The organism is Aggregicoccus sp. 17bor-14 (assembly GCF_009659535.1).
Classification (GTDB): domain Bacteria; phylum Myxococcota; class Myxococcia; order Myxococcales; family Myxococcaceae; genus Aggregicoccus.
Genome location: NZ_VJZZ01000002.1, coordinates 467,532 through 490,931, shown reverse-complemented (window position 1 = coordinate 490,931; position 23,400 = coordinate 467,532). Strand labels below are relative to the sequence as shown.

The following is a 23,400-nucleotide window of genomic DNA, read 5'->3' as shown; positions in this document are numbered from 1 at the left end:
GGGGGTTCATGGCACGGCCACCACGTCCCCGACGAGCGAGGGCAGCTGGCCGCAGGAGGCCTGGCCCGCGCAGGCGGGGTCGGGCCGCGAGCAGAGGTCGAGCGGAGGCTGGGCACTTCCCGAGAGCCCTCGCCGCTCGACGAAGGCGTCCTGCACCACGTCCACCACGAAGAGTCGGCCGTAGCTCACGTCGCCGACGAAGACGCGCTCGCCCACCGTGGCGAAGCGCCCCGCGCTGGGCAGCAGGCAGCTGGTGCCGGCCGCGCACCCGAGGCTCCAGGTGGCCCGCGGCGCCAGCGCGCCACTCGAGTCCGGCCCCAGGAGCACGAGGCCCGTCTTCTGCACCGCTTCGAGCTGGTAGTCCTTCGTGTACGTGGTGAGGCCGCCGCAGCTCACCAGCAGCCGCTCTCCCAGGCGCGCGACCCACGAGGCCCCGAGGCAGCCCTCCCCCAGGTCCACCGTCTCCGCCGCCATGCGCACCGGGTCCACGCGCGCGAGCAGCCCGGGCCCCGCAGCCTGGTAGGTGTCGAGCGAGATGTTGCTCAGGGCCACGTAGAGCGCGTCGCCGAAGGCCGCGAGCCCGTTGGGCGCCGCGAGGCTGCTCTTGCCCGGGAAGGGCCGCAGCGCCGCGCCGGACGGGAGCTGCACCTCGCCCGTCTTCACCGGGTGCGCGGGGTCTGCGAGCGACACGCGCACCACGCGCCCGCCCGCGCCCGGGTCCTCGCCGAGGTTTCCGAGCAGGCTCACCCACAGCGCGTCACCCAGCGGCGCCATCGCGTAGGGGTTGGTGTTGGGGCCGAAGTTCAGCTCGTCCACCGTCTCGAGCCCGAGGCCCTGCGGAAAGCGGGTGCCGCCCTCGGGCGCCGCGAGCGGCTCGCGCGTGCGCTTGAGCACCTGCAGCGTGTTGGAGGTGGAGTTGAGCACGTAGAGGTAGGGGTCTGCCGCGAGCAGCTGGTTGGGAGCGGCGCCCGCGCTGTCCTCCTCGGGCAGCGCGCTGAAGTCGCCGAGGCGCACCTGGCGCAGCTTGCGGCTGAGCCCGTCCACCACCACCAGCACGTCCTGCAGGCGCGCCACCGTCTGCGGGTTGCTGCCCACCGGGGTGCGCCGCCCGCGCAGCGCGGCTTCCGCCTGCACGCCCACCACCTGGCCCGCGTTGAAGCAGGTGGCCACCACGTCGTAGCCGCACACCCCGCCCGCGCAGGCCTCGGGCGCTGCGAGGCAGGCCCCTTCCGAGCACAGCTCTCCCTGCGCGCAGGCCTGGCCGCAGGCGCCGCAGTGGGCGCTCTCGCTCTGCAGGTCCACGCAGGTGTTGCCGCAGGCGGTGAGCCCCTCGGAGCAGAGCACGCCCGAGTCGGGGCAGCCCGTGAGCAGCAGCGGGAGCAGCAGCAATGGCAGCAGTCGGGTCATCGATCCGTTCCTTGGGCCGTGCGTCCGCCGAGCGCGAGCGCGAGGGTCGCGTACACGGAGCGGCCGGGCAGCGGGTAGCCGTCGAAGTCCTGGGTGCGCACGTCGAAGAGGTTCTTCACCGCGAGGCCCAGCGTCACCTCGGGCGCGCGGCCCAGGGTGGTGTGCACTCCGGCGTGCACGAAGGCGCGCGCGGGCAGCACCAGCTCCTCGGTGCGGTTGAAGTACTGCTTGGACTGCGCCGCCACCTCCAGGCTCGCCGAGAGCCAGCGGGGGCCGCCCGAGACGCGCGCGCTGAGCGCGTGGCGCGGGCGGTAGGGCAGGTCCTTCAGGTAGTAGCGCGGGTCATCCTTCAGGTTCGTGCTGAAGAGCAGCGTGTAGCTCGCGCTCAGGCGCAGGAAGTCGGCCCAGGGCCGCAGCTCGCCCTCGGCCTCCAGGCCGCTCGAGCGCGCGGAGGCGAAGTTCACGGGCCGCGCGGCGAAGGGCGGGTACAGCTCGTAGGCGATGAGGTCCTCGTAGAGCGCGACGAAGGGCCCCACGGCGGCCGAGCCGCGCGTGCCCTCGTACACGAGCGCCGCATCCGCGTGCAGCGCGCGCTCGGGGCGCAAGGAGGGGTTGGGCAGCAGCGTGCCGGCGCGCACGTACAGCTCGTAGAAGGAGGGGGCGCGGTGTGCCTGGCCCACGTTCGCGCGCAGGCGCAGGGGGCCGTAGAGCTTCGCGAGCAGCCCCAGCTTCGGGGAGAAGAGCGTGTAGGGCCCGGCGCGCTCCACCCGCACGCTGGGCGCGAGCAGCAGGCGCTCGCCGAGCAGCTGCAGCTCGTCCTGGGCCATGAGGCTGAGGCGCAGCCAGGTGGCCGCGCCCGGCACGCCTTCCGCCCCCACGCTCGCGTTCGCCGAGAGGCCGTGGAGGCCGGCGCGGGTGCGCGCATCCAGCTCCACTCCGCCCACCGCGTGCGTCTGCGCGCCGAGGCTCTCGCCGCCGCTCGACTGCTCGAGCCGCTCGGCGTGTGCGTAGCCGCGCGCGTAGAGCTGCGTGTGCGCGCCCTCGCTGCGGGTGAGGGCGAGCGCGAGGGAGCCGTGGCGCGAGCGCTCGCGCGTCGAGGAAGGGTTCTGCGCCGAGCCCGCGAGCCCGCGCTCGTCCGCCTGTCCTTCCGCGAGCACGTCCAGCGCGAGGCCCGGCGACAGCTCGCGCCGGTACTTCGCGAGGCCGCCCCCGCCGCCCGCGTCGTTGTTCTGCCGCTTGCGCTCCTCGAGCGCGTTGCCCGGCAGGGAGGGCGCCGGGTCGAAGAGGTAGGGGAAGTCCCCGCGCGAGCCGCCCGCGTGCACGAGCAGCAGCCCCGTGCCGCCCAGCGCGCTGCCCGCCGCCGCGAGCTCTCCCTGCAGCGTGCCGAAGCTGCCACCGGTGAGCGTGAGGCCCGCCCACGGGTGCTCACCCGCCTCGCGCGTCACCACGTTCACCACGCCGCCCAGCGCCCCCGTGCCGTAGCGCGCGCCGGCCGCTCCGCGCAGCAGCTCGAAGCGCTGCACCAGCGGCAGCGGGATGCGCGAGAGGTCCGCGATGCCGCCCGCCCCCTGCAGCGGGATGCCGTCCAGCAGCACCAGCACGCCGTTGGAGGCCGCGCCGCGCACGCTCAGGCTCTTCGCCTGCCCATAGCCGCCCAGGTCCTGCACGCTCACGCCCGGCGCGGTGGCGAGCACCTCCGCCGTGTCGCGCGCCTCCAGCCGCTGCGCCTCCACCGGCAAGAGCGTGACGGCCGCCGTGGGGTCGCGCTGCTGCGCGGTGTGGGGCGCGGGCAGGCGCGGCAGGGGCAGCGGCTGGCCCTGCACCACGATGAGCTCGCCGAGCTGCTCGGCCTGCTGCACGTCCTCCGGCACCTGCGGGGACTCGGGCGCCTGGGCGTGCGCGGGCAGGGCGAGCGCGAGCGCGGCCGCAGCGGCGGTGGCCCTCGCGGCCCTCTGCTCACGACTCCCCTTCAACGTCCACTCCTCGCGCGCCGGAGGGAGGGCTGGCAGGGGAGGTGCGCGGAGAGGGTGAAGTCCGGCCGTGCGCCGCCCGCCACCTCCCCTCGGAGGTCTCGGTCCTGTCCGCTGCGCGCGCCCGTGAGGGCACGCCGCGGGCCATCGGCAGGTTTTCGGACTCACAGGCGCGGGAGGAGCGTCCTCCCACCTACTGGCCGTCGCTTCCCAGTCCAGCTTCGGACCAGTGCTTCAGATGACGGCGTTCGTTCCTGCTCACCGCTGCGGGGCAGTGCCGGACTCTCACCGGCTTCCCTTGGAGCCCGCCGCTACACAGAGCGGAGGGCACCGATGGCGCCGGCCGGAATACGGCGCGGGCGGGGCCTTGTCAAACGCTCCCCTGCCCGCCCGGCAGCCCGGGGCTCCCCGGCGAACGGTGGCGACGCGCCGGGGGCCTGCGCATCTAGAGGGCTTTCCCCCAGAGGACACACATGGACTTGCAGCTCCAGGACAAGAAGGCCCTCGTCACCGGATCCACCGCGGGCATCGGGCTCGCCATCGCCACGGCGCTCGCGCGCGAGGGTGCCCAGGTGGTGCTCAACGGACGCACCCCGGCGCGCGTGGAGGCGGCGCTCGCGGCGGTGCGCAAGGTGGTGCCCGGCGCGAAGCTCTCTGGCGTGGCGGCGGACCTGGGCACGGCCGAGGGCGCGCGCCAGGTGGTCGCACAGGTCCCGCGCGTGGACGTGCTGGTGAACAACCTGGGCATCTTCGCGAGCAAGCCCTTCGAGGAGATCCCCGACGAGGAGTGGCTGCAGTTCTTCGAGACCAACGTGCTGAGCGGCGTGCGCCTCTCGCGCGCGTACCTGCCGGGCATGCGCGAGCAGAACTGGGGCCGCATCCTCTTCGTCTCGAGCGAGTCGGCGGTGCACATCCCCTCGGAGATGATCCACTACGGGATGACGAAGACGGCGCAGGTGGCCGTGTCGCGCGGTCTCGCGGAGACCACGGTGGGCACGGGGGTGACGGTGAACACCGTGCTGCCCGGCCCCACCGCGAGCGAGGGCGTGGAGGGCTTCGTGGAGGGGCTTGCAAAGCAGCAGGGCGTGAGCCGCGCACAGGTGGAGAAGGAGTTCTTCCAGAAGATGCGCCCCAGCTCCCTGCTCAAGCGCTTCATCGACCCGTCCGAGGTCGCGAGCCTCGTCGCCTACCTCGCGAGCCCGCTCTCCGCCGCGACCAACGGCGCGGCGCTGCGCGTGGACGGGGGCCTCCTGCGCTCGGTGCTGTAGGCCCGTCCCCTCTCCCTGCCGCGCGTCGAGCTACTCCGCGCGCAGGGCGAGCGCGGGGTCCACCCGGGTGGCGCGCCAGGCGGGCAGCAGGCTCGCCGCGAGCGACACCGCCGCGAGCGCGAGCGTGAGGCCCGCGAAGGTGAGCGGGTCCAGCGGCTGCACCCCGAAGAGGAAGGCGCGCAGCCCTCCGGAGAGCGCGGCTGCGCCCACGAGGCCCAGCGCGCACCCCGTCGCTACCACGGAGAGCGCCTGGCGCATCACCAGTCCCAGCACCGTGCCCTCGCGCGCGCCCAGCGCGAGCCTTATGCCGAACTCGCGCGTGCGCTGCGTGACGAGGAAGGCGGTGACGCCGTACACGCCCAGCCCCGCGAGCACGAGCGCGAGCACCGCGAAGGCGCCGAGCAGCGCGAGCTGGAAGCGGCGGTCCGCGAGCGCCGCGCCCACCACCTGCTCCAGCGTGCGCGCCTTCGTCAGCGGGAGGAGTGGGTCCAAGGCCGCCGCCTGCTCCTGCAGCGCGGGCGCGAGCGAGGCCACGTCGACGGCGCCATTGCCGCGCACCACCAGGTGCGTCCAGCGCTTCCACGGCGCGTCGTTCTGCGCGAAGGGCACGTACACGGCCGCCCCCTCCACCTTGTCCGGCGAGCGGTGGCGGATGTCCCCCACCACGCCCACGATGGTCATCCACGCGTCCGCAGGCCCGCGCGCCCAGCGCACGCGGCGCCCCAGCGGGTCCTGGCCGGGGAGGAACTGCTCCACGAAGGCGCGGCTCACCACCGCCACGCGCGGCGCTGCGGCATCGTCGCTCGCCTCGAGAGACCGCCCCCGCAGGAGCGGGATGTGCGCCGTCTCCACGTAGTCCTCGCTCACGGTGCGCGCCTCGGCCGAGGGCTCCTCGCCAGGGGCCACCGGCGGCAGCCCCTCGACCACGATGTTGTGCGTGAGCCTCCCGCCGGAGAGCGGAAGCTCGCTCACCAGCCCCGCGGAGGCGACGCCGGGCAGCGCCCGCGTGCGCTCGAGCAGGCCGCGCAGGAACGGGGTCTGCTGCGCCTGCGTGGGATAGCGCGCGGGCGGCAGGTCCAGGCGCAGCGAGAGCGCCCCCGCGGGCTCGAAGCCCAGGTCCACGGACTGCAGGCGCCAGAGGCTTCGCAGCAGCAGCCCCGCGCCCACCAGCAGCATCAGCGCGAGCGCGAGCTGCGCGCCCACCAGCGCCTGGCGCGCCCGCGCTGCCCTGCGCCCGCCGGCCTGCGTGGGTCCGCCCTCACCGAGCGTCGCGCGCAGGGCCGGATGCGAGGCCTGCAGCGCAGGCACCAGCCCCGCGAGCAGCCCGGTGAGCAGCGCCATCCCGGCAGTGAAGCCCAGCGTGGCCGCGTCCACGCGCGCCTCCGCGAGCCCCGGCATCCCCTCGGGGGCGAGCGCCCGCAGCGCGTCCACGCCCCACAGGCTGAGCACCAGCCCCGCCGCCGCGCCCGCGAGCGCCAGCACCACGCTCTCGATGAGGAGCTGAACCACCAGCCGCCCGCGGCTCGCGCCCAGCGCGCTGCGCACCGCGAGCTCGTGCTGCCGGCTGCTCGCACGCGCGAGCAGCAGGTTCGCGAAGGTGGAGCAGGCCACGAGCAGCACCAGGCCCACCGCGCCCAGCAGCACCAGCAGCGCGGGGCGCACCGGCCCCACCACGCGCTCGTGCAGGCTCTGCAGCACGTAGCGCATCTCCTTCACCTCTTCGGGGTGCGCCTCGCGCAGCTGGCCCACCACGGTGTCGACCTCCGCCTGCGCGCGCGAGAGCTCCGCGCCCGGGCGCAGCCGCGCCACCGGGTAGAAGAAGTGCGCGCCGCGCGCGGTGGCGCCCTCCGGGTAGACGATGCGCGCGGGGACGAAGGCCTCGGCCTCGCCCTCGGGGAGGCGGAAGCGCTCGGGCAGCACGCCCACCACGGTGTACGCCTGGCCTCCGAGGGACAGCGTGCGGCCGAGGATGTCCGGCGCGCTGGCGAAGCGCCCCCGCCACAGCGCGTGGCTGAGCACCACCACGGGCGGCGCGCCGGCCCGGTCGTCCGCGGGGCCCAGGGTGCGGCCCAGCGCGGCGGGCACGCCCAGCGTGGGGAAGAGGCCGCCGGTCACCATCGCGCCGTCCACGCGCTCGGGCAGCGCCCCCTCCACCAGGTCCAGCGGCCACTCGGCGTAGAGCCCCACCGACGCGAGCGACGGGGCGCCCGCGCCGAAGTCCTCCACGTCCAGCGCGGACTGGTTGCCCTGCCAGCTCACCAGCTGCGAGGGCTGGGCGTAGGGCAGCGGCCGCAGCAGCACGGCGTCCAGCACGCTGAAGAGGGCGCTGTTGGCGCCGATGCCCAGCGCCAACGTGAGCACCGCGCCGAGCGTGAAGCCGGGCGCCTTGCGCGCTGCCCGCAGCGTCAGCCTCACGTCATCCCACGTCCGTCCGAGCCAGCCTTCGCGCATGCGCGCGAGGAGTGCTTCGCGCGTGCCACGCCCCCTCTGCGGGCGCGCGTCCCACGGCCGGACACCCCACCTGTGCGCCCGTGGGAAAGCGCCGTCCCACGGCCGGACGCTACGAGCCCGCGCTGCGGCGGGGCGGCTCCTCGCCATCCGCGGGCAGCAGGGAGCGCAAGCCGTCCGCGTGGCGGGCGAGCGTGGTGCTGGTGCTGGCCACCGTGACGCTGGTCTGGGCCTGCTCCTGCAGCTGCCGGAGCAGCCGCCCGATGGCCTCGTTGAGGCGGCTGCTCGCGTCCGCCTGGAGGTCCGCGTCCTCGGCGTTCGCGCGCATCGCCTCGCCCAGGTCGTGCACGATGTCGTGGATGCCCTGCAGCGTGGAGCGCGCCTCGCCGAACACGCTGGTGAAGTGGTGGGTGTGCTCGCGCACGCGCTCGATCGCCGCGAGCAGCGCGCCCATCTGCCGGCGCAGGTCCGCCACCACCGTGTTGATGGCGAGCGCGCCCTTGCCGCTGTCCTGCGCGAGCTGGCGCACCTCGCGCGCGATGACGGCGAAGCCCTGGCCGTTCGCGCCCGCGCCCGCGGCCTCGATGCCCGCGTTCACCGCGAGCATGTGCGTCTGCGCGGCGATCTCCTGCGCCGTCTCCGCGTAGGCGCTGATGGCGTCCGCGCGCCCCTGCACCGAGTGGAAGCTCGCCTCGCTGCGGGCGACCGCCGCGTCGATGTCGCGCACCCCGGCCTCGATCTGGTCGAGCAGCGCGCCCACCTGGCCGGCGCTGTCGCGCGCCCCCAGCGCCGCCTCCGCGCTCGCGCGGCTGCGCTGCTGCAGCGAGCGGGCGCCCTCCGCGAGCCGCCGGCTCGCGCTCGCCATCTCTTCGCCCTCGCTGCCGGACGCCCGCGCGCGCTCGCTCAGGCTGGTGGCGCTGCCCTCCAGCTCCACCACGCTCGCCGCGAGGCCCAGCGCGGTCTCGCTCATGCGCCCGCGGTTGAGCTCCAGCTCCTGCACCGAGGCCTGCAGCTGCTCGCGCAGCGCGAAGTTGCGCCGGTCCGAGGCGTCGATGCCGTCGAAGGTGAAGCCCAGCGAGAGCGGGATGGCCAGCAGCAGCAACACCGAGGGCAGCCCCAGGTCCAGGACTCCGGGGTGCAGCAGCCCGAGGAGGAAGTGCCCCGCGAGCATCGCCGCGAAGGTGGCGCGCCGCGGCCCCGGCCCCAGCGGCAGGAAGCTCGCCGTGCAGATGATGCCCAGCAGCAGCGTGATGAGCTGCGGCAGCGTGCCCGCGAGCCCGAGCCGGAAGTAGACCCAGTCGTTGCCCACCACCCAGAGCACCGTGGCCAGCGTGGCGGCGGCCGGCAGCCCCCGCCAGCGCGGCGCGAGCTGCTGGACGAGGAAGAGCCCGAGCGCGACCAGGACGCCCCCGAGCCGCCACAGCCCCAGCTGCCGCGCGAACGCCCAGTCGAAGCCCACGTAGCAGGGGGTGACGAGGAAGCTCGTGTACGCGAGCAGCCGCACGCGCTTGGGCCAGCGGCCGCGCCGGTGCGCCGCGTAGCGCTCGCTCGGAGAGAGGGTGGAGGGTGAGCCCATGGAGGTGGAGGCACACACTAGCGGGTGCCCGCACGTGGCGGCGAGGGGCACACGGCCCGCGCCAGGCCCACACCCGGCAGGCACTCCAGGCAGGCGGCCGCGGCCGGGTGCTCGGGGCCCCGCCCCGCGCACTAGACTCGGCCCCGTGGAGCGCAAACTCTCGAGCCCCTCGAACCTGTCCTGGTACCTCAAGCTGCGCTGGGGCGGCATCGCCGCGCAGGCGGTGGTCTTCTTCGCCGGGGACCGCAGCCTCAAGGCCACCCTGCCGCTCGGCGCGGTGCTCGCGCTGCTCGCCCTGCAGGTGGCGAGCAACGTCGCGGGTGCACTCTGGGCGCGCCGTGCGCGGCGCGTGCCGGAGCGGGCGGTGGCGGTGTTCACGGCCTTCGACTGCGCGGTGCTCACCGCCCTGCTCTTCCTCGGCGGCCACGACGCACGCGTCTTCGCGGTGCTCTACCTGGTCAACATCGCGCTCGCGGGCATCCTCGCCACGCCCCTGTGGACGTGGGTGCTCACGGGGCTCTCCGTGGGGGCGCTCGCCTTCCTCTTCGTGTTCGACCCGGTGAACACCGCCGAGGCGGCGGACCCGCTGGAATGGCAGCTGCGCGAGGCGTGGATCGCCTTCGGCGTGGCCGCGGGACTGCTCGTGTACTTCCTGCAGCGCTCGGCCCGCATGCTGCGTGCGCGCGAGCAGGAGATGGAGGCGGCGCGCCAGCGCGTGGATCGCCAGGAGAAGCTCGCCTCGCTCGCCACACTGGCCGCCGGCGCCGCGCACGAGCTGAACACCCCCCTCTCCACCATCGCGCTCGTGGCCTCGGAGCTCGAGCGCCACCTGCGCCGGGGAGAACACCTGGACGACGCGCTCTCCGACGTGGAGCTGATCCGCGCGGAGGTGGGCCGCTGCCAGCGCATCCTCAGCCAGATGGCGGTGGACGCGGGCCTGGGCCAGGGCGAGGCGGCGACGCCCATCACGCTCGCGGACCTCGTCGGGCGCGCGGCCTCGGCCGTGGAGCAGCCGCAGCGCGTGCAGGTGACGCTGGAGCCGCTGCTCGCCGGGCGCCGGCTCGTCGTGCCCTCGCGCCCGCTCGTGCAGGCGCTGCACGGGGTGCTCAACAACGCGCTGCAGGCCTCGGGCGAGCTGCCGGTCGCGGTGAGCGCGCGCGCCGCCGGGGACGCGCTGCAGCTCGAGGTGCAGGACGCGGGGCCGGGCATGGACCCCGAGACGCTCGCGCGCGCGGGCGAGCCCTTCTACACCACGAAGCAGCCGGGCCAGGGGATGGGGCTGGGGCTGTTCCTCACCCGCTCCGTGCTCGAGCAGCTCGGAGGCCGCCTGGAGCTGGACTCGGCGCCGGGACAGGGCACCCGCGCGCGGCTGGTGCTCCCGGACGCGCTGCTGGAGCCGGCCGCCGAGCCAGCCCGCGCGCGCAGCTGAGGCCTAGAAGGTCGGCGGGCGCTGCAGCTTGCGCTGCAGGGAGCGGCGGTGGATGCCGAGCTTGCGGGCCGCCTCGGAGATGTTGCCCCCGCAGTCCGCGAGGACCCGCTCGATGTGCTCCCACTCGGCGCGCGCGAGCGAGGGGACTTCAGGCTCGGCGCCGTCCGGGGGCGGCGCGGCGTCCGCCGCGGGCGCGTCCGCGCTGCCGCGCAGCAGCGCCGCGAGCACGTCCTCGGCGGTGGCCGGCTTGGTGAGGTAGTGCACCGCGCCCAGGCGCACCGCCTCCAGCGCGGTGGCGATGCTGCCGTAGCCGGTGAGCACCACGATGCGGGTGTTGGCGTCCACCGCGCGCAGCGCGCGCACCAGCTCGAGGCCCCCCTTGCCCGGCATGCGCAGGTCCACCACGGCGTACTCGGGGGACTGCTGCTCGGCGAGCGCCACGGCGCTCGCGTAGCCGTCCGCCGTCATCACCTCGTAGCCGCGCTCGCGCAGTGCGCGCGCCATGCGCTCACGGAAGCGCTCGTCGTCGTCCACCACCATCAGGAGGGGCGCGGAGGGCGGGGCGGGAGTCTCGGACGCGGCGGACATGGGCGGGAGTCTCGCACACCTACTCGAAGGCGAGGTGCACGCTGCCGTCCTCGAGGCGCAGCACGCGCGGCTCGATGCCGAAGGCGCTGCGGATGTGCCCGGGGGTGAGCACCTCTTCCTGCGGCCCGCGCACCAGCGCCCGCCCCTCGTGCATGAGCAGCAGGTCGTCCGCGAAGCGGGCAGCCAGGTTCAGGTCGTGCAGCACGCCCACCACCACCAGCTGCTCGCGCCGCGTGAGCTCGCGCAGCTTCTTCATGAAGTCCAGCTGGTAGGGGATGTCCAGCGAGGCCAGGGGCTCGTCGAGGAAGAGGTAGCGGGTGGGGCCGCCCGGTGCGGCCCAGAGCTGGGCGAGCACCCGCGCGAAGTGCACGCGCTGCTTCTCGCCGCCGCTCAGCGTGAGGTAGTCGCGCTGGGCCATGCCGGCGACCCCGAAGTACTCCATCACCTCCTGGCAGATGCGCTCGTCCTGGGCGCCGGCGTGCCCGCCGTGCGGGTAGCGCCCCATCATCACCACCTCCCAGACGCGCAGCGGGAAGGCCACCGCCACGCTCTGGGAGAGCACCGCACGCACCCGCGCGAGCGCCCCGGGCGTGAGCGCGCGCAGCTCGGTGTCGCCGTAGCGCACGCTCCCCGCGTCCGCGCGCACCTGCCCACTCAGCAGCTTCACCAGCGTGGACTTGCCCGCCCCGTTGGGGCCGATGATGAGCGCGATGCGCCCCGGCGCGAAGGTGGCGGACACGCCGTCCACCAGCCGCCTGCCACCCACCACCCGCTGCAGCCCGGAAGCCTGGAGCACGTCGGAGTCTCCTAGAAGAAGCGCTGGCGCCGGCTGCGCAGCAGGGCCACGAAGAGCGGGGCCCCCACCGCGGAGGTGACGATGCCGATGGGCAGCTCCGCGGGGCGCAGGAGCACGCGCGCGATGAGGTCCGCGAGCATGAGCACGATGCCGCCCGCGACCGCGCTGCCGGCCACCAGGAAGCGGTGGTCCGAGCCGCGCAGCAGCCGCAGCAGGTGCGGAACGATGAGCCCCACGAAGCCGATGACCCCGGTGATGCTGGTGGCCACCGCGACGAGCACCACCGTGAGGCCGATGACCGCGAGCTTCAGGCGCGGCACGTCCACGCCCAGTGCCGCCGCCTCCTCCTCGCCCATCATCAGGGCGTTGAGCGGGCGCGCGAGCCGCAGTGCGAGCAGCAGCCCGGGCACGGTGACGAGCGCGAGCAGCCCCACCGCGCTCCAGCTCGCACCGGAGAGGGTGCCCAGGTTCCAGAAGGTGATGGAGCGCGCCTGCGGGTCTCTCGCGATGTACGAGAGGAAGCCCACGCCGCTGAGGAAGAGCGCGTTCACCGCGATGCCCACCAGCAGCACCGCGGTGGTGGACTGCTCACCCACCGCCGTACCGCTGCTCGAGCCCGCGAGCAGCAGCACGCACGCGGTGGCGAGCGCCGCGCCGAGGCAGGCGGCGATCGGCAGCGTCCAGGTGCCCGCGTGCACCTGGAAGGAGGCCCCCAGCACGAAGTAGAGCGCCGCCCCGAACGCCGCGCCGCTCGAGGTGCCCACCAGGCCCGGCTCCACGATGGGGTTGCGGAACAGCGCCTGCATCAGCACCCCGCACAGCGCGAGGCTCGCGCCCACCAGCGCGCAGGCCAGCGTGCGCGGCAGGCGCAGCTCCAGGAAGATGCGCTCGGTGAGCCCGAGCCGCTCCGGGGTGCGCAGCGCCGCGGAGACGGCGCCCGCCATGTCCCCGAAGTCGATGTTCACCGCGCCGAAGCGGGTGGACACGAGCGCGAGCACGGCGAGCGCCAGGGCGAGCAGCGGCACCACCCCCGCGTAGGGGTCAGAGCGCCGCGTCGCCCGCATGGATCATCCTCTGCAGCTCCAGCACGTTCGCCCCGGTGCGTGGCCCGATGTAGACGAGGTCGTGCTCCTCCACCCGGTAGACGCGGCCGTTCTTCACCGCGCGGGTGGAGCCCACGCCCGGCAGGGTGGCCACCTGCTCGGGGGAGCCGAGCCGGTCGTAGCCGAAGTCGGTGAGCAGGATGACGTCCGGGTCCGCCTGGGCGATGACCTCGGGGGACAGCTGCAGCATGCCCTGCTTGCCCTCCACCGGGATCTCCCCGCCCGCCCACTGGATCATCTGCCCCGCGGTGCTGCCGCGGGTCATGGTCAGGTAGATGTTCATCGCCCGGCCGAAGTGGATGACCATCACCTTGGGCTTCTTCGCGAAGCCCTTGGCGCTCGCGAGCGCGCGCGCCATGTCCTCGCCCAGCGTCTTGTTGAGCTCGGCGGCGCGGGCCTCCTTGTGGAAGTAGCCGCCCATCTCGGTGATGAGCGCCTGGGTGGAGGCCACGTCGGTGCCCTTGTTCGAGAACACCTTCATCGGCAGCTTCAGCTCCTCGAGCTGGCGCATCACGTGCTCGGGCCCCACGTTGTTGTCGTGGAGGATGAGCGTGGGCTTCACCGAGGCGATGCCCTCGGCGCTCAGCGCCCGGTGGTAGCCCACCGTGGGCAGCGCCTTGATAGCCGGCGGGTAGGTGCTGGAGAGGTCCACCGCCACCAGGTCCCGCTCGGCGCCCAGGGCGTAGATGATCTCGCTGTACTGCTTGGAGAGGCTGACGATGCGCTCGTGGTGCTCCGCCTTGTCCTCGTTGTTGAAGCGGCAGGCGGAGAGCAGGAGCAACAGCCCGGAGGCCGCGAGCAGCGGCCTCCGGAGAAAGCTCATGGGCGCGCTCACGGCGTGTAGCTCAGCGTGACGCCGCCGTAGTACGTGGGCTTGTAGGAGCCCGGCAGGTACACGTTGGGATCCGCGGGGCTCGTGGGCGTGCCGTAGTTCGCGTTGAGGAAGGCCATCGTGTAGTAGCGCGCGCCCAGGATGTTGTTGCTGCCGGCCGCCGCGTCGATGTGGAACTTCTTCGGCAGGTCCGCGCGGTAGCCCAGCTTCGCGCCGACGAGCGAGTAGCCGTCCGCATAGTGCGCGTTGTCGTAGGTGAGCGGCATGCGGTCCACGCGCTGGAAGGTGGTGTTCAGGTACACGCCCCAGCGGGTCGCCAGGTCCACGCCCGCGTTCACCAGGTAGGTGGGCACGCCTGCCACGCGGTTGCCGCTGTAGTCCGCCGGGTTCACGGCGTCGTTGGCGTTGGCCTTGAAGTCCGTGTAGCGGAAGCGCGACAGGGTCCAGGAGACCCAGGGCTCCACGCTGGACAGGACGGCGTCGGGGTCACGCACGACGGCGTAGCGGCTGGCGAGCTCGAGCCCGCGGTTGGTCTGCTGGCCCGCGTTGGTGGTGATGCTGTAGAGCACCTTGCCGCCCGCATCCGTCACCGCCTCGGGCGTGAGCTTGTCCTTCACCCGCATGTCGAAGACGGCGGCCTCGTAGCTCAGGCGGTCCGAGAGCAGGATGCCCTTGGTGCCCACCTCGAAGAGGGTGCCGCGCTCGGGACGCAGGTCGGTGTTCACCCGGCCCTCCTGCGCGATGACCACGCTGCTGGAGGCGGGCGGGGTGTAGCCCTCGCTCACCTGCGCGTAGACGGTGAAGCCCGGGTCGAAGGTGCGCATCAGCGCCACGCGCGGCGTCACCACCGGCGAGAACTCCTTGATGCCGGACTGGCTCGGGTGGGTGGGGCCGACCGGGAAGTTGTCCCGGATGTGGTAGCGCACCAGGTTCACGCTCGCGCCCGCGGTGAGCGCGAACTCGGCGGGCAGCTCCACCTGCCACTCGGTGAACACCGGGTTGGACTGCAGCGAAGTCACCTGCAGGTCGCCGCGCAGCGCGCCCAGCTGGCCGTTGGCGAGCGCGTAGCTCTTCTTGAAGGCGTTGGTCTGCTGCACCTCGGCGCCGATCACGCCGTGGATGGCGTGACCGCCCGGGGCGAAGCTCAGGGCGAACTCGGTGCGCGCCCCCAGGTTCACCGCCATGTTGTCCGTGCGCCCCGCCGCGAAGGGCTGCGCGAGCTGGTAGCCCGTGGCGTACACGGTGCTCGTGTTGCGCAGCCAGGAGGAGACGTCGTAGCGGTGCGTGACGCCGAAGCGCACGCTGTCGATGCGCACGTAGGCGTCGTTCGCCAGGTACGCCGCCTCGGCCACGTTCTCCTCGTTGTTGAACTGCTCCGAGGTGAGCTGGCCCGCGAGCTTGTCCTCGGAGCGGTTGAAGGAGCCCACCACCGAGATTTCCTGCCGCGAGCTCGCGCGCAGGTTGCCCGTGACGAGCACGTTGTCCTTGGCCGAGTCGCTGTGCACGCGGTAGCCGTCCGCGCGCTGGTGGCCGTAGTTGAGCAGCAGCGAGGCGTTGCCCGAGCCGTGCTCCACGCGGGTGTTGGTGCGCAGCAGGCCGAGGTTGCCGCCCATCACCTCCTGCGAGAGGCGGCTGCTCGAGTCGTTCGGGCGCAGCGAGGAGAACTTCACCACGCCGCCGATGCCCGCGCCGTAGAGGCTGGAGGCGGGTCCCTTGATGACCTCCACCCGGCCCAGCGTGGCGGGGTCCAGGTCATCCAGGATGGTGGTGCCCTCCGCGTCCGTGAGCGGGATGTTGTCCAGATAGGCGCGGTAGCCGGTGCCGTTGAAGTTCGTGCTGTTGCCGTAGCCGCGGATGGTGATGCGCTGGCCGCCGGAGACGGTGCGGCTCTCGAGCCGGACGCCGGGCAGCAGGTTGAGCGACTCCTCGAGGAAGAGCCCGTCGCTGCGGCGCAGGTCCGCCGTGGTGAGCACGCCCACCGACTGCGGCTTCGAGAGCACCGGCTTGCCGTGATCCGCGTCCTCCCGGACCACGGTCTCGAAGACAGGACCGTCCTCGCCAGAGGCCGCCTGCGCTGCCTGGGCCGACTGCTCGGGCTGAGCCGCCTGCTGCGCCTCCGCGGGGGCCTTCGCCGCGGGCGCTGCATCCGCTGCTGCCGGGACTGCCTGCGCCGCGTCCTGCGCCTGATCCTGCGCCCACGCTGCCGAACCGCCGCCCGCCGCCACCACGACACCGCTCACTACGACCGAAAGCCTACGGAAGTGCACTCTGGTGAACCCGCCTTTCACATAAGATTTCTACCAAGCTCGAATCAGTCCTCCGATGCGGTCATTTGTCGCAGCTGCGGGGTGGGACGAGCGCCGCGCAGGTGCGCAACTGTGTTGCAACGTCACACCCCGGGAGGGCTCCGGCGCGCGGGCTAAGGTTCGGTCCATGTCCCTCGGCCAAGACCTGCGCTTCGCGCTGCGCCTGCTGCGCCGCGAGCGGCTGCTCACCCTCGTCATCGTCGCCACGCTCGCGCTCGCCATCGGCGCGAGCACCTCCGTCTTCAGCGTCGTCTACGAGGTGCTGCTGCGTCCCCTGCCCTACCCCGCCCCGGAGCAGCTGGTGCGCCTGTACCAGGCGAGCCCGGAGCAGGATCGCGGCTGGGGCCTGAGCTACCCCGCGCTGACGGCGTGGCGCGCGCGCGTGCACGGCCTCGGCGCGGTGGAGGGGATGGGCTTCCAGGACATGACGCTGACGGGCGAGGGGCCGGCGGCGCCCGTGCGCACCGCGCGCGCCACGGCGGGCCTGCTGCCGCAGCTCGGGGTGCGGCCGGTGCTGGGGCAGCTGTGGGGCGCGGAGGCGGAGGTGCCGGGCCGCGACCGCGTGGTGCTGCTCTCCCACGCGATGTGGCGCACCCAGCTCGGCTCCGACCCGCGGGTGCTCGGGCGCACGCTGACGCTGGACGGCGTGCCGCACACGGTGGTGGGGGTGCTGCCGGCGGACTTCCGCTTCGACCCCGCCATCGACCTGTGGAAGCCGCTCGCCCCCGAGCCCGCGACGGAGGCGGTGGACGCGGGCCACCACTTCCTGCGCGGCCTCGGGCGGCTGCGCCCGGGCGTGAGCGCGCAGGCGGCGCGCGCCGAGATGGAGCAGGTGGCGAAGGACTTCGTGCGCGAGGGCGGCCCGCCAGGCGCGCGCGTGGAGCCGCTGCACGGGCTGCTGGTGAAGGGCGTGCGCACGCAGCTGTGGCTGCTCGCGGGCGTGGTGGCCTTCGTGCTGCTGGTGGCCTGCGCGAACGTGGCGAACCTGCTGCTCGCCCGCGCCACGGCGCGCGAGCGCGAGGTGGCGGTGCGCGCGGCGCTGGGCGCGGGGCGCTGGCAGCTGGTGCGCCAGTTCCTCGTGGAGGGGCTGCTGCTCGCGTTCGCGGGCGGCGGCTTGGGCCTGCTGCTCGCGGCGTGGGGGCGCGAGCTCTTGCGCGTGCTGGTGCCCCCGGAGCTCGTCTCGCCCGAGGGCCCGCAGCTCTCCTCGCATTTGCTGCTCCTCACCGCCGCGCTCTCGCTGCTCACCTGCCTGCTCGCGGCGCTGGTGCCCGCGCTGCGCGCGGCGCGGGCGGACGGGCGCGGCACGCTGGGAGACCTTCGCGGCGCGCGCTCCACCGGAGGCGGCGGAGGCCTGCGGGCGGCGCTGGTGGTGGTGCAGGTGTCGCTCGCGCTGGTGCCGCTGGTGGGCGCGGGACTGATGCTGCGCACGCTGCAGCGCCTGGACGCGGCGCCCCTGGGCTTCGAGCCCCAGGGCGTCGTCCTGGCCGAGCTGCGGCTGGACCCCGAGCGCTTCGCGACCGAGCGCCTCGCCCCGCTCTACGAGGAGCTGCGCGCGCACGTGCAGGGGCTGCCGGGCGTGCGGGCCGTGGGCCTCGCGAGCACGGTGCCCCTGTGGGGCCGCAACGGCTTCTCGCCCATCCTGCGCCCGGGCGAGCCGATGGAGGCGGCCAAGGGGCGCGAGCCGGTGAACTTCCGCGCCGTGGACGGCGACTACCTCGAGGCGCTGCGCATCCCGCTGCGCGAGGGGCGCCGGCTGGGGGCGCAGGACGGCGCGGGCAGCCCGCCGGTGATGCTGGTGAACGAGGCCTTCGTGCGCCGCTACTTCCCGCACGAGCGGGTGCTGGGGCAGCAGGCGCGCCTCGCGCTCGACGACGAGAGCCCGCTGCGGGAGATCGTCGGCGTGGTGGGCGACGTGCGCCACGAGGGCCTCGCCGAGGCGCCGGTGCCCGAGGTGTACATGCCCCTGTCGCAGTTCGCGATGCCCCGCATGGTGCTCGCCGTACGCTCCGACGTGGAGCCGGCGGCGCTGACGGCGATGCTGCGCGCGCAGGTGCAGGGCGTGGTGCCGGACCTGCCGCTGCTCAAGGTGCGCAGCATGCCGGAGCTGGTGGACGCGAACCTCGAGCGCACGCGGGCGCTCGGCGCGCTCTTCACGGCGCTCGCCGTGCTGGGGCTGCTGCTCGCGGCGGTGGGACTCTACGGGGTCCTCGCCTACTCCGTGACCCAGCGCACCCGGGAGCTGGGCATCCGCGCGGCGCTGGGCGCGCGGCAGGAGCAGCTGCTGGGCCTGGTGCTGCGCCAGGGCCTGGGGCTCGCGGGGCTCGGCGTGGGCGTGGGGCTGCTCGTGGCCGGGCTGCTCGCGCGCACGCTCGGGGGCCTCGTCTACGGCGTGCCGGTGCTGGACCCGGTGACCTTCGGGGGCGTGCCCGCGCTGCTCTTGGGCGTGGCGCTGCTGGCGAGCTGGGTGCCGGCGCGAAGGGCCCTGCGCGTGCCGCCGCACGAGGCCCTGCGCTCCGAGACCTGATCAGCCTCCCAGCTGCATCCCGAGCACGCTCAGGCCCAGCCGGCGCCCGTCCCCGCTCTCGCCGAGCTCGCTCGGAGAGCGGGGCCGGTCGATGTGGAGGCGCAGCCGGTTCTGGGCGCGCAGCGCCTGCGGCGGGACCTCGAAGCGGTAGCTGCGCGGCTCGCGCTGCTCGGCCTCGATGCGCCCCAGCTCCCAGCCGTTGAGCTCCACCACCACGTCCAGCCGCGGCTTGCCCGGGCCGACGAAGGCCCCCGCCTGCAGCGTGAGTGCCCGGGGCGCGGGCTGCGGCGGCGGGTCCAGCTGGAAGAAGAGCTCGGCGAGCGCGCCGTCCGTCCACGTGCCCCACTCCTCCGCGTGGGACCAGCCCTGCCCCATCCCCGCGAAGCGCTGCGGCCCGGCGCCGAAGTGCAGGGCGCTGCCCAGCGGGTAGAGGGGGAAGTTACCGAAGCGCTCCTCGGCCTCGCCCGCGCGCAGCGGGACGTAGCCGTGCGCGCCGGTGGCGTGCGAGGCGAAGTAGCGCCGGGCCTCGGCGGCCACGCGCGGCCCGTCCGGAAGGAAGCCCTGGCAGCCGAGCACGGGCGGAGGCGCGCCGCCCTCCGGCGGCAGGTTCTCGCGCACGAGCAGCAGCTTGGTGCAGTCCGGGTTGAAGACGGCCCAGGGGTGCGCCCCGGCCTGGCCCTCGCAGAGGCCCGAGTTGCGCTCGAGGAAGATCTCCGTGGGCGGGTCGTAGAGCCCCGGCGCCACGCGGTAGAGAGCGCGCGCGAGGGGCGCGGGCTCGCAGGTGCGCACCGCGGTGCGCGGCTCGGCCGCCGCGGCCGTGGCCACGAAGCCCGCCCCCAGCAGGCCCCCCAGCGCCCAGCGCCGCGCCGGCGGCTGCTGCCAGAGGGCGCGCAGCACCACCACCAGCGCGGGCAGGAGCAGCGCCGCGTACCAGAGCGCGTAGCGGCTCATGGAGATGGTGCCGCCGTGGTTCAGGTTCACCGTCTTCGCGTGCGCGTAGGCGAAGAGCCCCACCCACGCCGCGAAGAAGGGCAGCGCGCGCAGGTGGGTCCGCAGGCTCGCGCGCGGGCGGCGCGCCACGAGCACGGCGGCGAGCAGCGCGAGCAGCGCCGCGAGCGGCCAGTTCGGCACCAGCCCGATGTCCGGGTCCACGAACACCGCCAGCACGCGCTTGAGGTCCGGGTGCACCGGGGTCACGGCCGTGGTCTTGAAGAGCGGGTTGGGCACCCCGTGCCGCACCAGGTAGTAGGCGGGCACCACCGCCGCGAGCCCCGCCGCCACGCCCGCGGTGAGCAGCCCGCGCGCGGTGAGCAGCACGTCTCGCTGCAGCAGCAGCGCCTGCAGGCCGCACAGCGCCAGCAGCGCGAGGAAGGGCGGGTTCTGCGTGGACAGCGCCGCGAGCGGCACCAGCGCCTGCACGTAGCGGCCGCGCAGGAACAGCGCGCAGACGACGAGCGTGAGCGTCACCGTGAAGAACTCGGTGTGGGCCTTGTTGATGAACCACAGCGCCGGCGAGGCGACGCACAGCAGCAGCGCGGCGAGCGCGCCCGTGCGCCCGAAGCAGCGCTGCGCCACCCAGAGGGCGAGCCCCAGCAGCGCCAGGTGCAGCAGCGTGAAGCTGTAGGCCGCGTCCGCCCCCACGAGCTTGCACGCCGCGTAGAAGGGCACCGCGAGCAGGCTGTAGAACCAGGCGTGGGGGAAGTCCGCCGTCCCGTCCGGCAGGGTCATCTCCCGCACGTCGCGCCGCTGCGCCACCTGGTGCTCCAGGGCGATGGCGGGGTGGGTGGCGGCGTAGGCCTCGTAGGCGGCCTCGCTCTTCGGGGTGAGGGAGGGCCGGCCCGTCTCCCCCAGCGCGAAGAGCATCGCGTAGTACTCGTGCCCGTCCCCCGTGGCGCGCCCGCGCCCGTCGCGCACCAGCACGGCGGCGCAGACGGCGAGGTAGAGCAGGACGACGAGGTGGTGGAGGAGCGGGCGCGAAGCAGGCACGGCGCGAGTGAGCCACAGCCCTCCGGCGCTGTCACGCGGCCGCTCGCCGGAGCCCACGGCGAGCGGGCCCGCCGCCAGCGGGGCGCGCACGTGGGCGCGCCCCGCTGCGGTGCGTACACCGGGCGCGCGCTACGGCGCCTGGTTCATCAGCATCGTCACCTCGGCGGCCGAGAGCGCGCGGCTGTAGACGCGCACGTCGTCCAGCTGGTGCGGCATGAAGTTGCTGTCGGGGGCGCTCTGGCAGCCGCCCGTCCGGTTGCCGCCGAGGAAGAGGTTCGTGCAGGTGCCCGCGCTGAAGCTGCCCGCCGCGCCGCTGAACACCTGGGTCCCGTTCACGTACATGAGCACGGTGCTGCCGGACTTCACCCAGGCCACGTGCTTCCAGGTGCCGGTGCCCACGCTGGTCGTCGACGTGAGGTCCGTGACACCGGTGCCGAGCCGCAGGCTGGGCCGGCCGCCGTTGAGGCGCACCGCGAAGGCGTTCTGCTGCGAGACCACCCAGCCGTCCGCGCCGGTGTTGCCGCTCGCGTTGATCCACAGCGCCACGCTGAAGTTGGCCGTGTCGATGGCCCCCACCGTGCCCGCCGCGTAGGAGTAGTCCGGCTGGATGTTGTCGCCCTGGAAGTCGTAGGCGCGCAACGCGTTGCCGGCGCGGTCGTTCACGAAGCCCCCGGAGGAGCCGGAGGTGAGCTGGCCGCCGAGGGTGAGGTGGTGGGCCCCGCCGCTCGAGTCGCTGAAGTTCCCGTTGAGCCGCCAGAAGCCCACCAGCCCCGCGGTGGGGAAGACGCTGGTGGCGGTGAAGGTCTTCGTGCTCGGGGCGCCGCGCGCGTCCGTGGCCGAGACGGTGATGGTGTAGGTGCCCTGGGCCGCGTAGGCGTGGCTCGCGTTGAGGGCGTTGTAGCCGGAGCTGAGCGGCGTGGTGGCGCCGTCACCCCAGGCGATGGACGCGCTCGCGATGGCGTCCACCGTGTCGGTGATGCTGCCGGTGAGCGTGAAGGTGGGGTCGCTGCTGGTCAGCGTGAGGTTGATGCTGGGCGGGCTGTTGAAGGGGCTCAGGGGCGCAGCGTCGCTGCCGTCCAGCAGCTGGTCGTTGTCCGTGTCCGGGTTGTAGGGATCGGTGCCCGCGGCCTTCTCCTGCGCGTCCGTGGAGCCGTCGTTGTCCGCGTCCGCGCTCGTCGGGTCGCTGAACACCTGGCGCGGGTAGCCGAGCGAGGCGGGCAGCCCCGTGCCGGCCGTCCAGCCGGTGCGCACCTCGTCGAAGTCGCTCACCGTGTCGTGGTCCGTGTCCACCGCACTGTCGGAGCTGCCGTAGAGCCGCTCCTCGTACGAGAGCAGGCCGTCCTTGTCGTCGTCCGACACGTAGGCCAGGTGCAGCTCCTGGCCGCGCTGCAGCACGATGTTGTCGAAGTCCTGCGCGCGGTCCGCGAGGCGCACATCCTTGGCGAAGAGCGCCCAGAAGCGCCGGCTCGCCGAGCCCTGCGGCGCGCTCACCTTGTCCTTGATCTGCGTGAGCACGCGCTTGCCCGCCTTGTCCTCGAAGCCGGTGCTGCCGGCCGCGGGCTGCCAGGGCGCGGTGGCGTAGGGGACCTTGATGTACTTCTCGAAGACCTCCTTCAGCGGCACGCCCGCGGGGCTGCCGTCCGCGTTGCGGCGCACGTTGGTGGCCACGCGGTAGCGCTCCACGCGCCCGTCGCCGTAGTCGATGACGAGCAGGCCGGTGCGGTCGTTCGTCACCTCGTTGAGGAAGGCGTAGTTGGTGCCCTCGGCGTTCTGCAGGTCGAAGTTGGAGACGCGGAAGCTCAGGGCAGAGGGCTGCTTGAGGAACTCCTTGATGAGGCCCGCGTTCACGCCCGTGGCGACCACCTGCTGGGCCACCGGCTTCTCCTCGAGCGGGCCGAGGTTGAACTCACCGAGCACCGGGGTGAGCGTGGCCACGGTCTTGAAGGTGCGGGTGAGCGGGTCGAACTGGAACGCGGTCACCGTGAGGTTGGTGAGCTTGAAGGGCTTGCTGCTCGCGTTCTTCAGCTTCATGCCCACGGAGAGGCGGCCGCTGGAGGTGCTCTCGGTGAGGTCCTGCGTGTCCGAGACGTACTTCTGGTACTCCTGCTGCGCGGTGCGGCTCGCGCTGCTGGTGAGGCTGGTGGAGTTCTCCTGGCTGTAGCCGGCGGACAGCGTGGCGCTGGCGCTCGCCGTCACGCTGCTCTCGGGGAAGCCGGCGCTGGCCTCCACGCCCACGGTGACGCTGGCCTCCACGGACAGGGTGCTGGCCACGGAGTCGGTGCGGCTCTGCTCGGTGGTGTCCGCGAGCGCGAGCACCTGGCCGTACTGCTTCTGGGTGGTGCTGCCGCTGCCGTAGGTGACGTCCAGGCGCACGTCCATGTTGCCCACGAAGCTGAGCTCCAGCTCCGGCACCTGCGCCACCAGCGGGTTGGTGGAGTTGGCGATGATCTCCTCGTAGTCGCTGCGCCCGTCGCCGTCCGTGTCCGCGAGGCTGGGGCTGCTGCCCCACACCTTCACCTCGTCGCCGTCCCACAGCTGGGTGCTGGAGGTGCCCGCGTTGACCGAGTCCCCGTCGGTGTCCACCGTCACGGGCACGCTGAGGTACACGCGCACCTCCTCGTAGTCCGAGAGCGTGTCCCCGTCCGTGTCCTTCTTGGTGGGGTCGGTCTTCTGGAACTCCTCGGCGTCCGTGAGGCCGTCGCCGTCGGTGTCCGCCTTGCGCGGGTCGCTCGCGACGTGCTCGAGCTTCTTCTCGCCCAGGCCCACGCGGTCCACCTGGATGTCCCAGCCGTTCGCCTCCTGCTGGTTCGTCAGCCCGTCGTGGTCCTCGTCCCCCGCGGGGTCCAGCACCGGCGTGCCCGGCGTGTCCGGCGTGCCCTGTGGATCCGGCTCCGCCGGCGCATCCGCGCCCCCGCACGACAGCATCAGCGCCACCAGGCCTGCGGCCAGGGCGCTCCGAAACGCGATCTTCATGGTGTGTGTCCCCCTCCGGACGTGAGGGTGCGGACCCTACACGGACTGTTGCGCCCGCAACAGACCCCCTCCCCCCGGAGGGCACCCGCGCTGCGCCAGGGGGCGAGGGCTGCGCTGCACGCCCGCTGCACCGGAGAGCGCCGCCGCGGCTTCCCCCGCGCACGATGCCGGCGGCTGCACCCGGGTGCCATGTT

General features: G+C 73.9%; 14 protein-coding genes and 1 riboswitch. Of the genes, 3 read left to right on the top strand and 11 right to left on the bottom strand.

From position 1 onward, the window contains the following. Positions 1-6: 6 nt before the first annotated feature. Both FGE12_RS05970 and FGE12_RS05965 read right to left on the bottom strand, forming a co-directional pair. Positions 7-1,407, bottom strand: coding sequence for a hypothetical protein (locus tag FGE12_RS05970; protein WP_153865314.1), 1,401 nt, complete (start codon positions 1,405-1,407; stop codon positions 7-9). Further along, positions 1,404-3,380 carry a TonB-dependent siderophore receptor gene (locus FGE12_RS05965; protein WP_228530590.1) on the bottom strand — a complete coding sequence of 659 codons (1,977 nt, stop codon included), beginning with the start codon at positions 3,378-3,380 and terminating at the stop codon, positions 1,404-1,406. Before FGE12_RS05965 ends, FGE12_RS05970 begins: the two co-directional genes overlap by 4 nt. 128 nt (positions 3,381-3,508) lie before the next feature. After that, positions 3,509-3,727, bottom strand: a riboswitch (cobalamin riboswitch). A gap of 123 nt (positions 3,728-3,850) precedes the next feature. Here FGE12_RS05965 and FGE12_RS05960 point away from each other — a divergent pair. Then, positions 3,851-4,645 (top strand): SDR family NAD(P)-dependent oxidoreductase, encoded by a 795-nt coding sequence (locus FGE12_RS05960; RefSeq protein WP_153865312.1) that lies wholly within the window; start codon positions 3,851-3,853, stop codon positions 4,643-4,645. A 30-nt stretch (positions 4,646-4,675) separates the two neighbouring features. On the opposite strand, the gene FGE12_RS05955 is transcribed toward FGE12_RS05960, so the two are convergent. Together FGE12_RS05955 and FGE12_RS05950 are read right to left on the bottom strand one after the other, a co-directional pair. After that, the gene (locus FGE12_RS05955) at positions 4,676-7,060 is read right to left on the bottom strand and encodes an ABC transporter permease (RefSeq protein WP_194797622.1); all 2,385 of its coding nucleotides are present in this window, start codon (positions 7,058-7,060) and stop codon (positions 4,676-4,678) included. 145 nt (positions 7,061-7,205) lie between these two features. Next, a complete protein-coding gene (locus tag FGE12_RS05950) occupies positions 7,206-8,669 on the bottom strand; it encodes a methyl-accepting chemotaxis protein (RefSeq protein WP_153865309.1) in 1,464 nt (487 codons plus the stop codon). A gap of 145 nt (positions 8,670-8,814) precedes the next feature. Here FGE12_RS05950 and FGE12_RS30870 point away from each other — a divergent pair, with 145 nt between their 5' ends. Continuing rightward, complete coding sequence (locus FGE12_RS30870; RefSeq protein ID WP_194797621.1) at positions 8,815-10,098, top strand: ATP-binding protein; 1,284 nt, start codon at positions 8,815-8,817, stop codon at positions 10,096-10,098. A 3-nt stretch (positions 10,099-10,101) separates the two neighbouring features. On the opposite strand, the gene FGE12_RS05940 is transcribed toward FGE12_RS30870, so the two are convergent. From FGE12_RS05940 to FGE12_RS05920, 5 genes are read right to left on the bottom strand one after another with little or no spacing between them, the layout of a single operon-like run. After that, a complete protein-coding gene (locus FGE12_RS05940) occupies positions 10,102-10,686 on the bottom strand; it encodes a response regulator transcription factor (RefSeq protein ID WP_153865306.1) in 585 nt (194 codons plus the stop codon). A gap of 19 nt (positions 10,687-10,705) precedes the next feature. Then, on the bottom strand, positions 10,706-11,482 hold the full coding sequence (locus tag FGE12_RS05935; protein WP_153865304.1) for a heme ABC transporter ATP-binding protein: 777 nt from the start codon (positions 11,480-11,482) through the stop codon (positions 10,706-10,708). A gap of 11 nt (positions 11,483-11,493) precedes the next feature. Continuing rightward, entirely contained in the window at positions 11,494-12,546 is a 1,053-nt protein-coding gene (locus tag FGE12_RS05930) for an iron ABC transporter permease (protein WP_153865302.1), read from the bottom strand. Then, the gene (locus FGE12_RS05925) at positions 12,524-13,408 is read right to left on the bottom strand and encodes a hemin ABC transporter substrate-binding protein (RefSeq protein ID WP_153865300.1); all 885 of its coding nucleotides are present in this window, start codon (positions 13,406-13,408) and stop codon (positions 12,524-12,526) included. The genes FGE12_RS05930 and FGE12_RS05925 overlap by 23 nt, the downstream gene beginning before the upstream one ends. A gap of 8 nt (positions 13,409-13,416) precedes the next feature. Continuing rightward, the gene (locus FGE12_RS05920) at positions 13,417-15,657 is read right to left on the bottom strand and encodes a TonB-dependent receptor plug domain-containing protein (protein WP_153865298.1); all 2,241 of its coding nucleotides are present in this window, start codon (positions 15,655-15,657) and stop codon (positions 13,417-13,419) included. Positions 15,658-15,850: 193 nt separating this feature from the next. Between FGE12_RS05920 and FGE12_RS05915 the strand changes: the two genes are divergently transcribed. Continuing rightward, the gene (locus FGE12_RS05915) at positions 15,851-18,247 is read left to right on the top strand and encodes an ABC transporter permease (protein ID WP_153865295.1); all 2,397 of its coding nucleotides are present in this window, start codon (positions 15,851-15,853) and stop codon (positions 18,245-18,247) included. Here the strand turns inward: FGE12_RS05915 and FGE12_RS05910 are convergent, their stop codons facing one another. Further along, positions 18,248-20,323 carry a hypothetical protein gene (locus FGE12_RS05910; protein ID WP_153865293.1) on the bottom strand — a complete coding sequence of 692 codons (2,076 nt, stop codon included), beginning with the start codon at positions 20,321-20,323 and terminating at the stop codon, positions 18,248-18,250. It lies immediately after the preceding gene. A gap of 39 nt (positions 20,324-20,362) precedes the next feature. Next, the gene (locus FGE12_RS05905; RefSeq protein WP_153865292.1) at positions 20,363-23,206 is read right to left on the bottom strand and encodes a LamG-like jellyroll fold domain-containing protein; all 2,844 of its coding nucleotides are present in this window, start codon (positions 23,204-23,206) and stop codon (positions 20,363-20,365) included. Between the last annotated feature and the right edge of the window lie 194 nt (positions 23,207-23,400).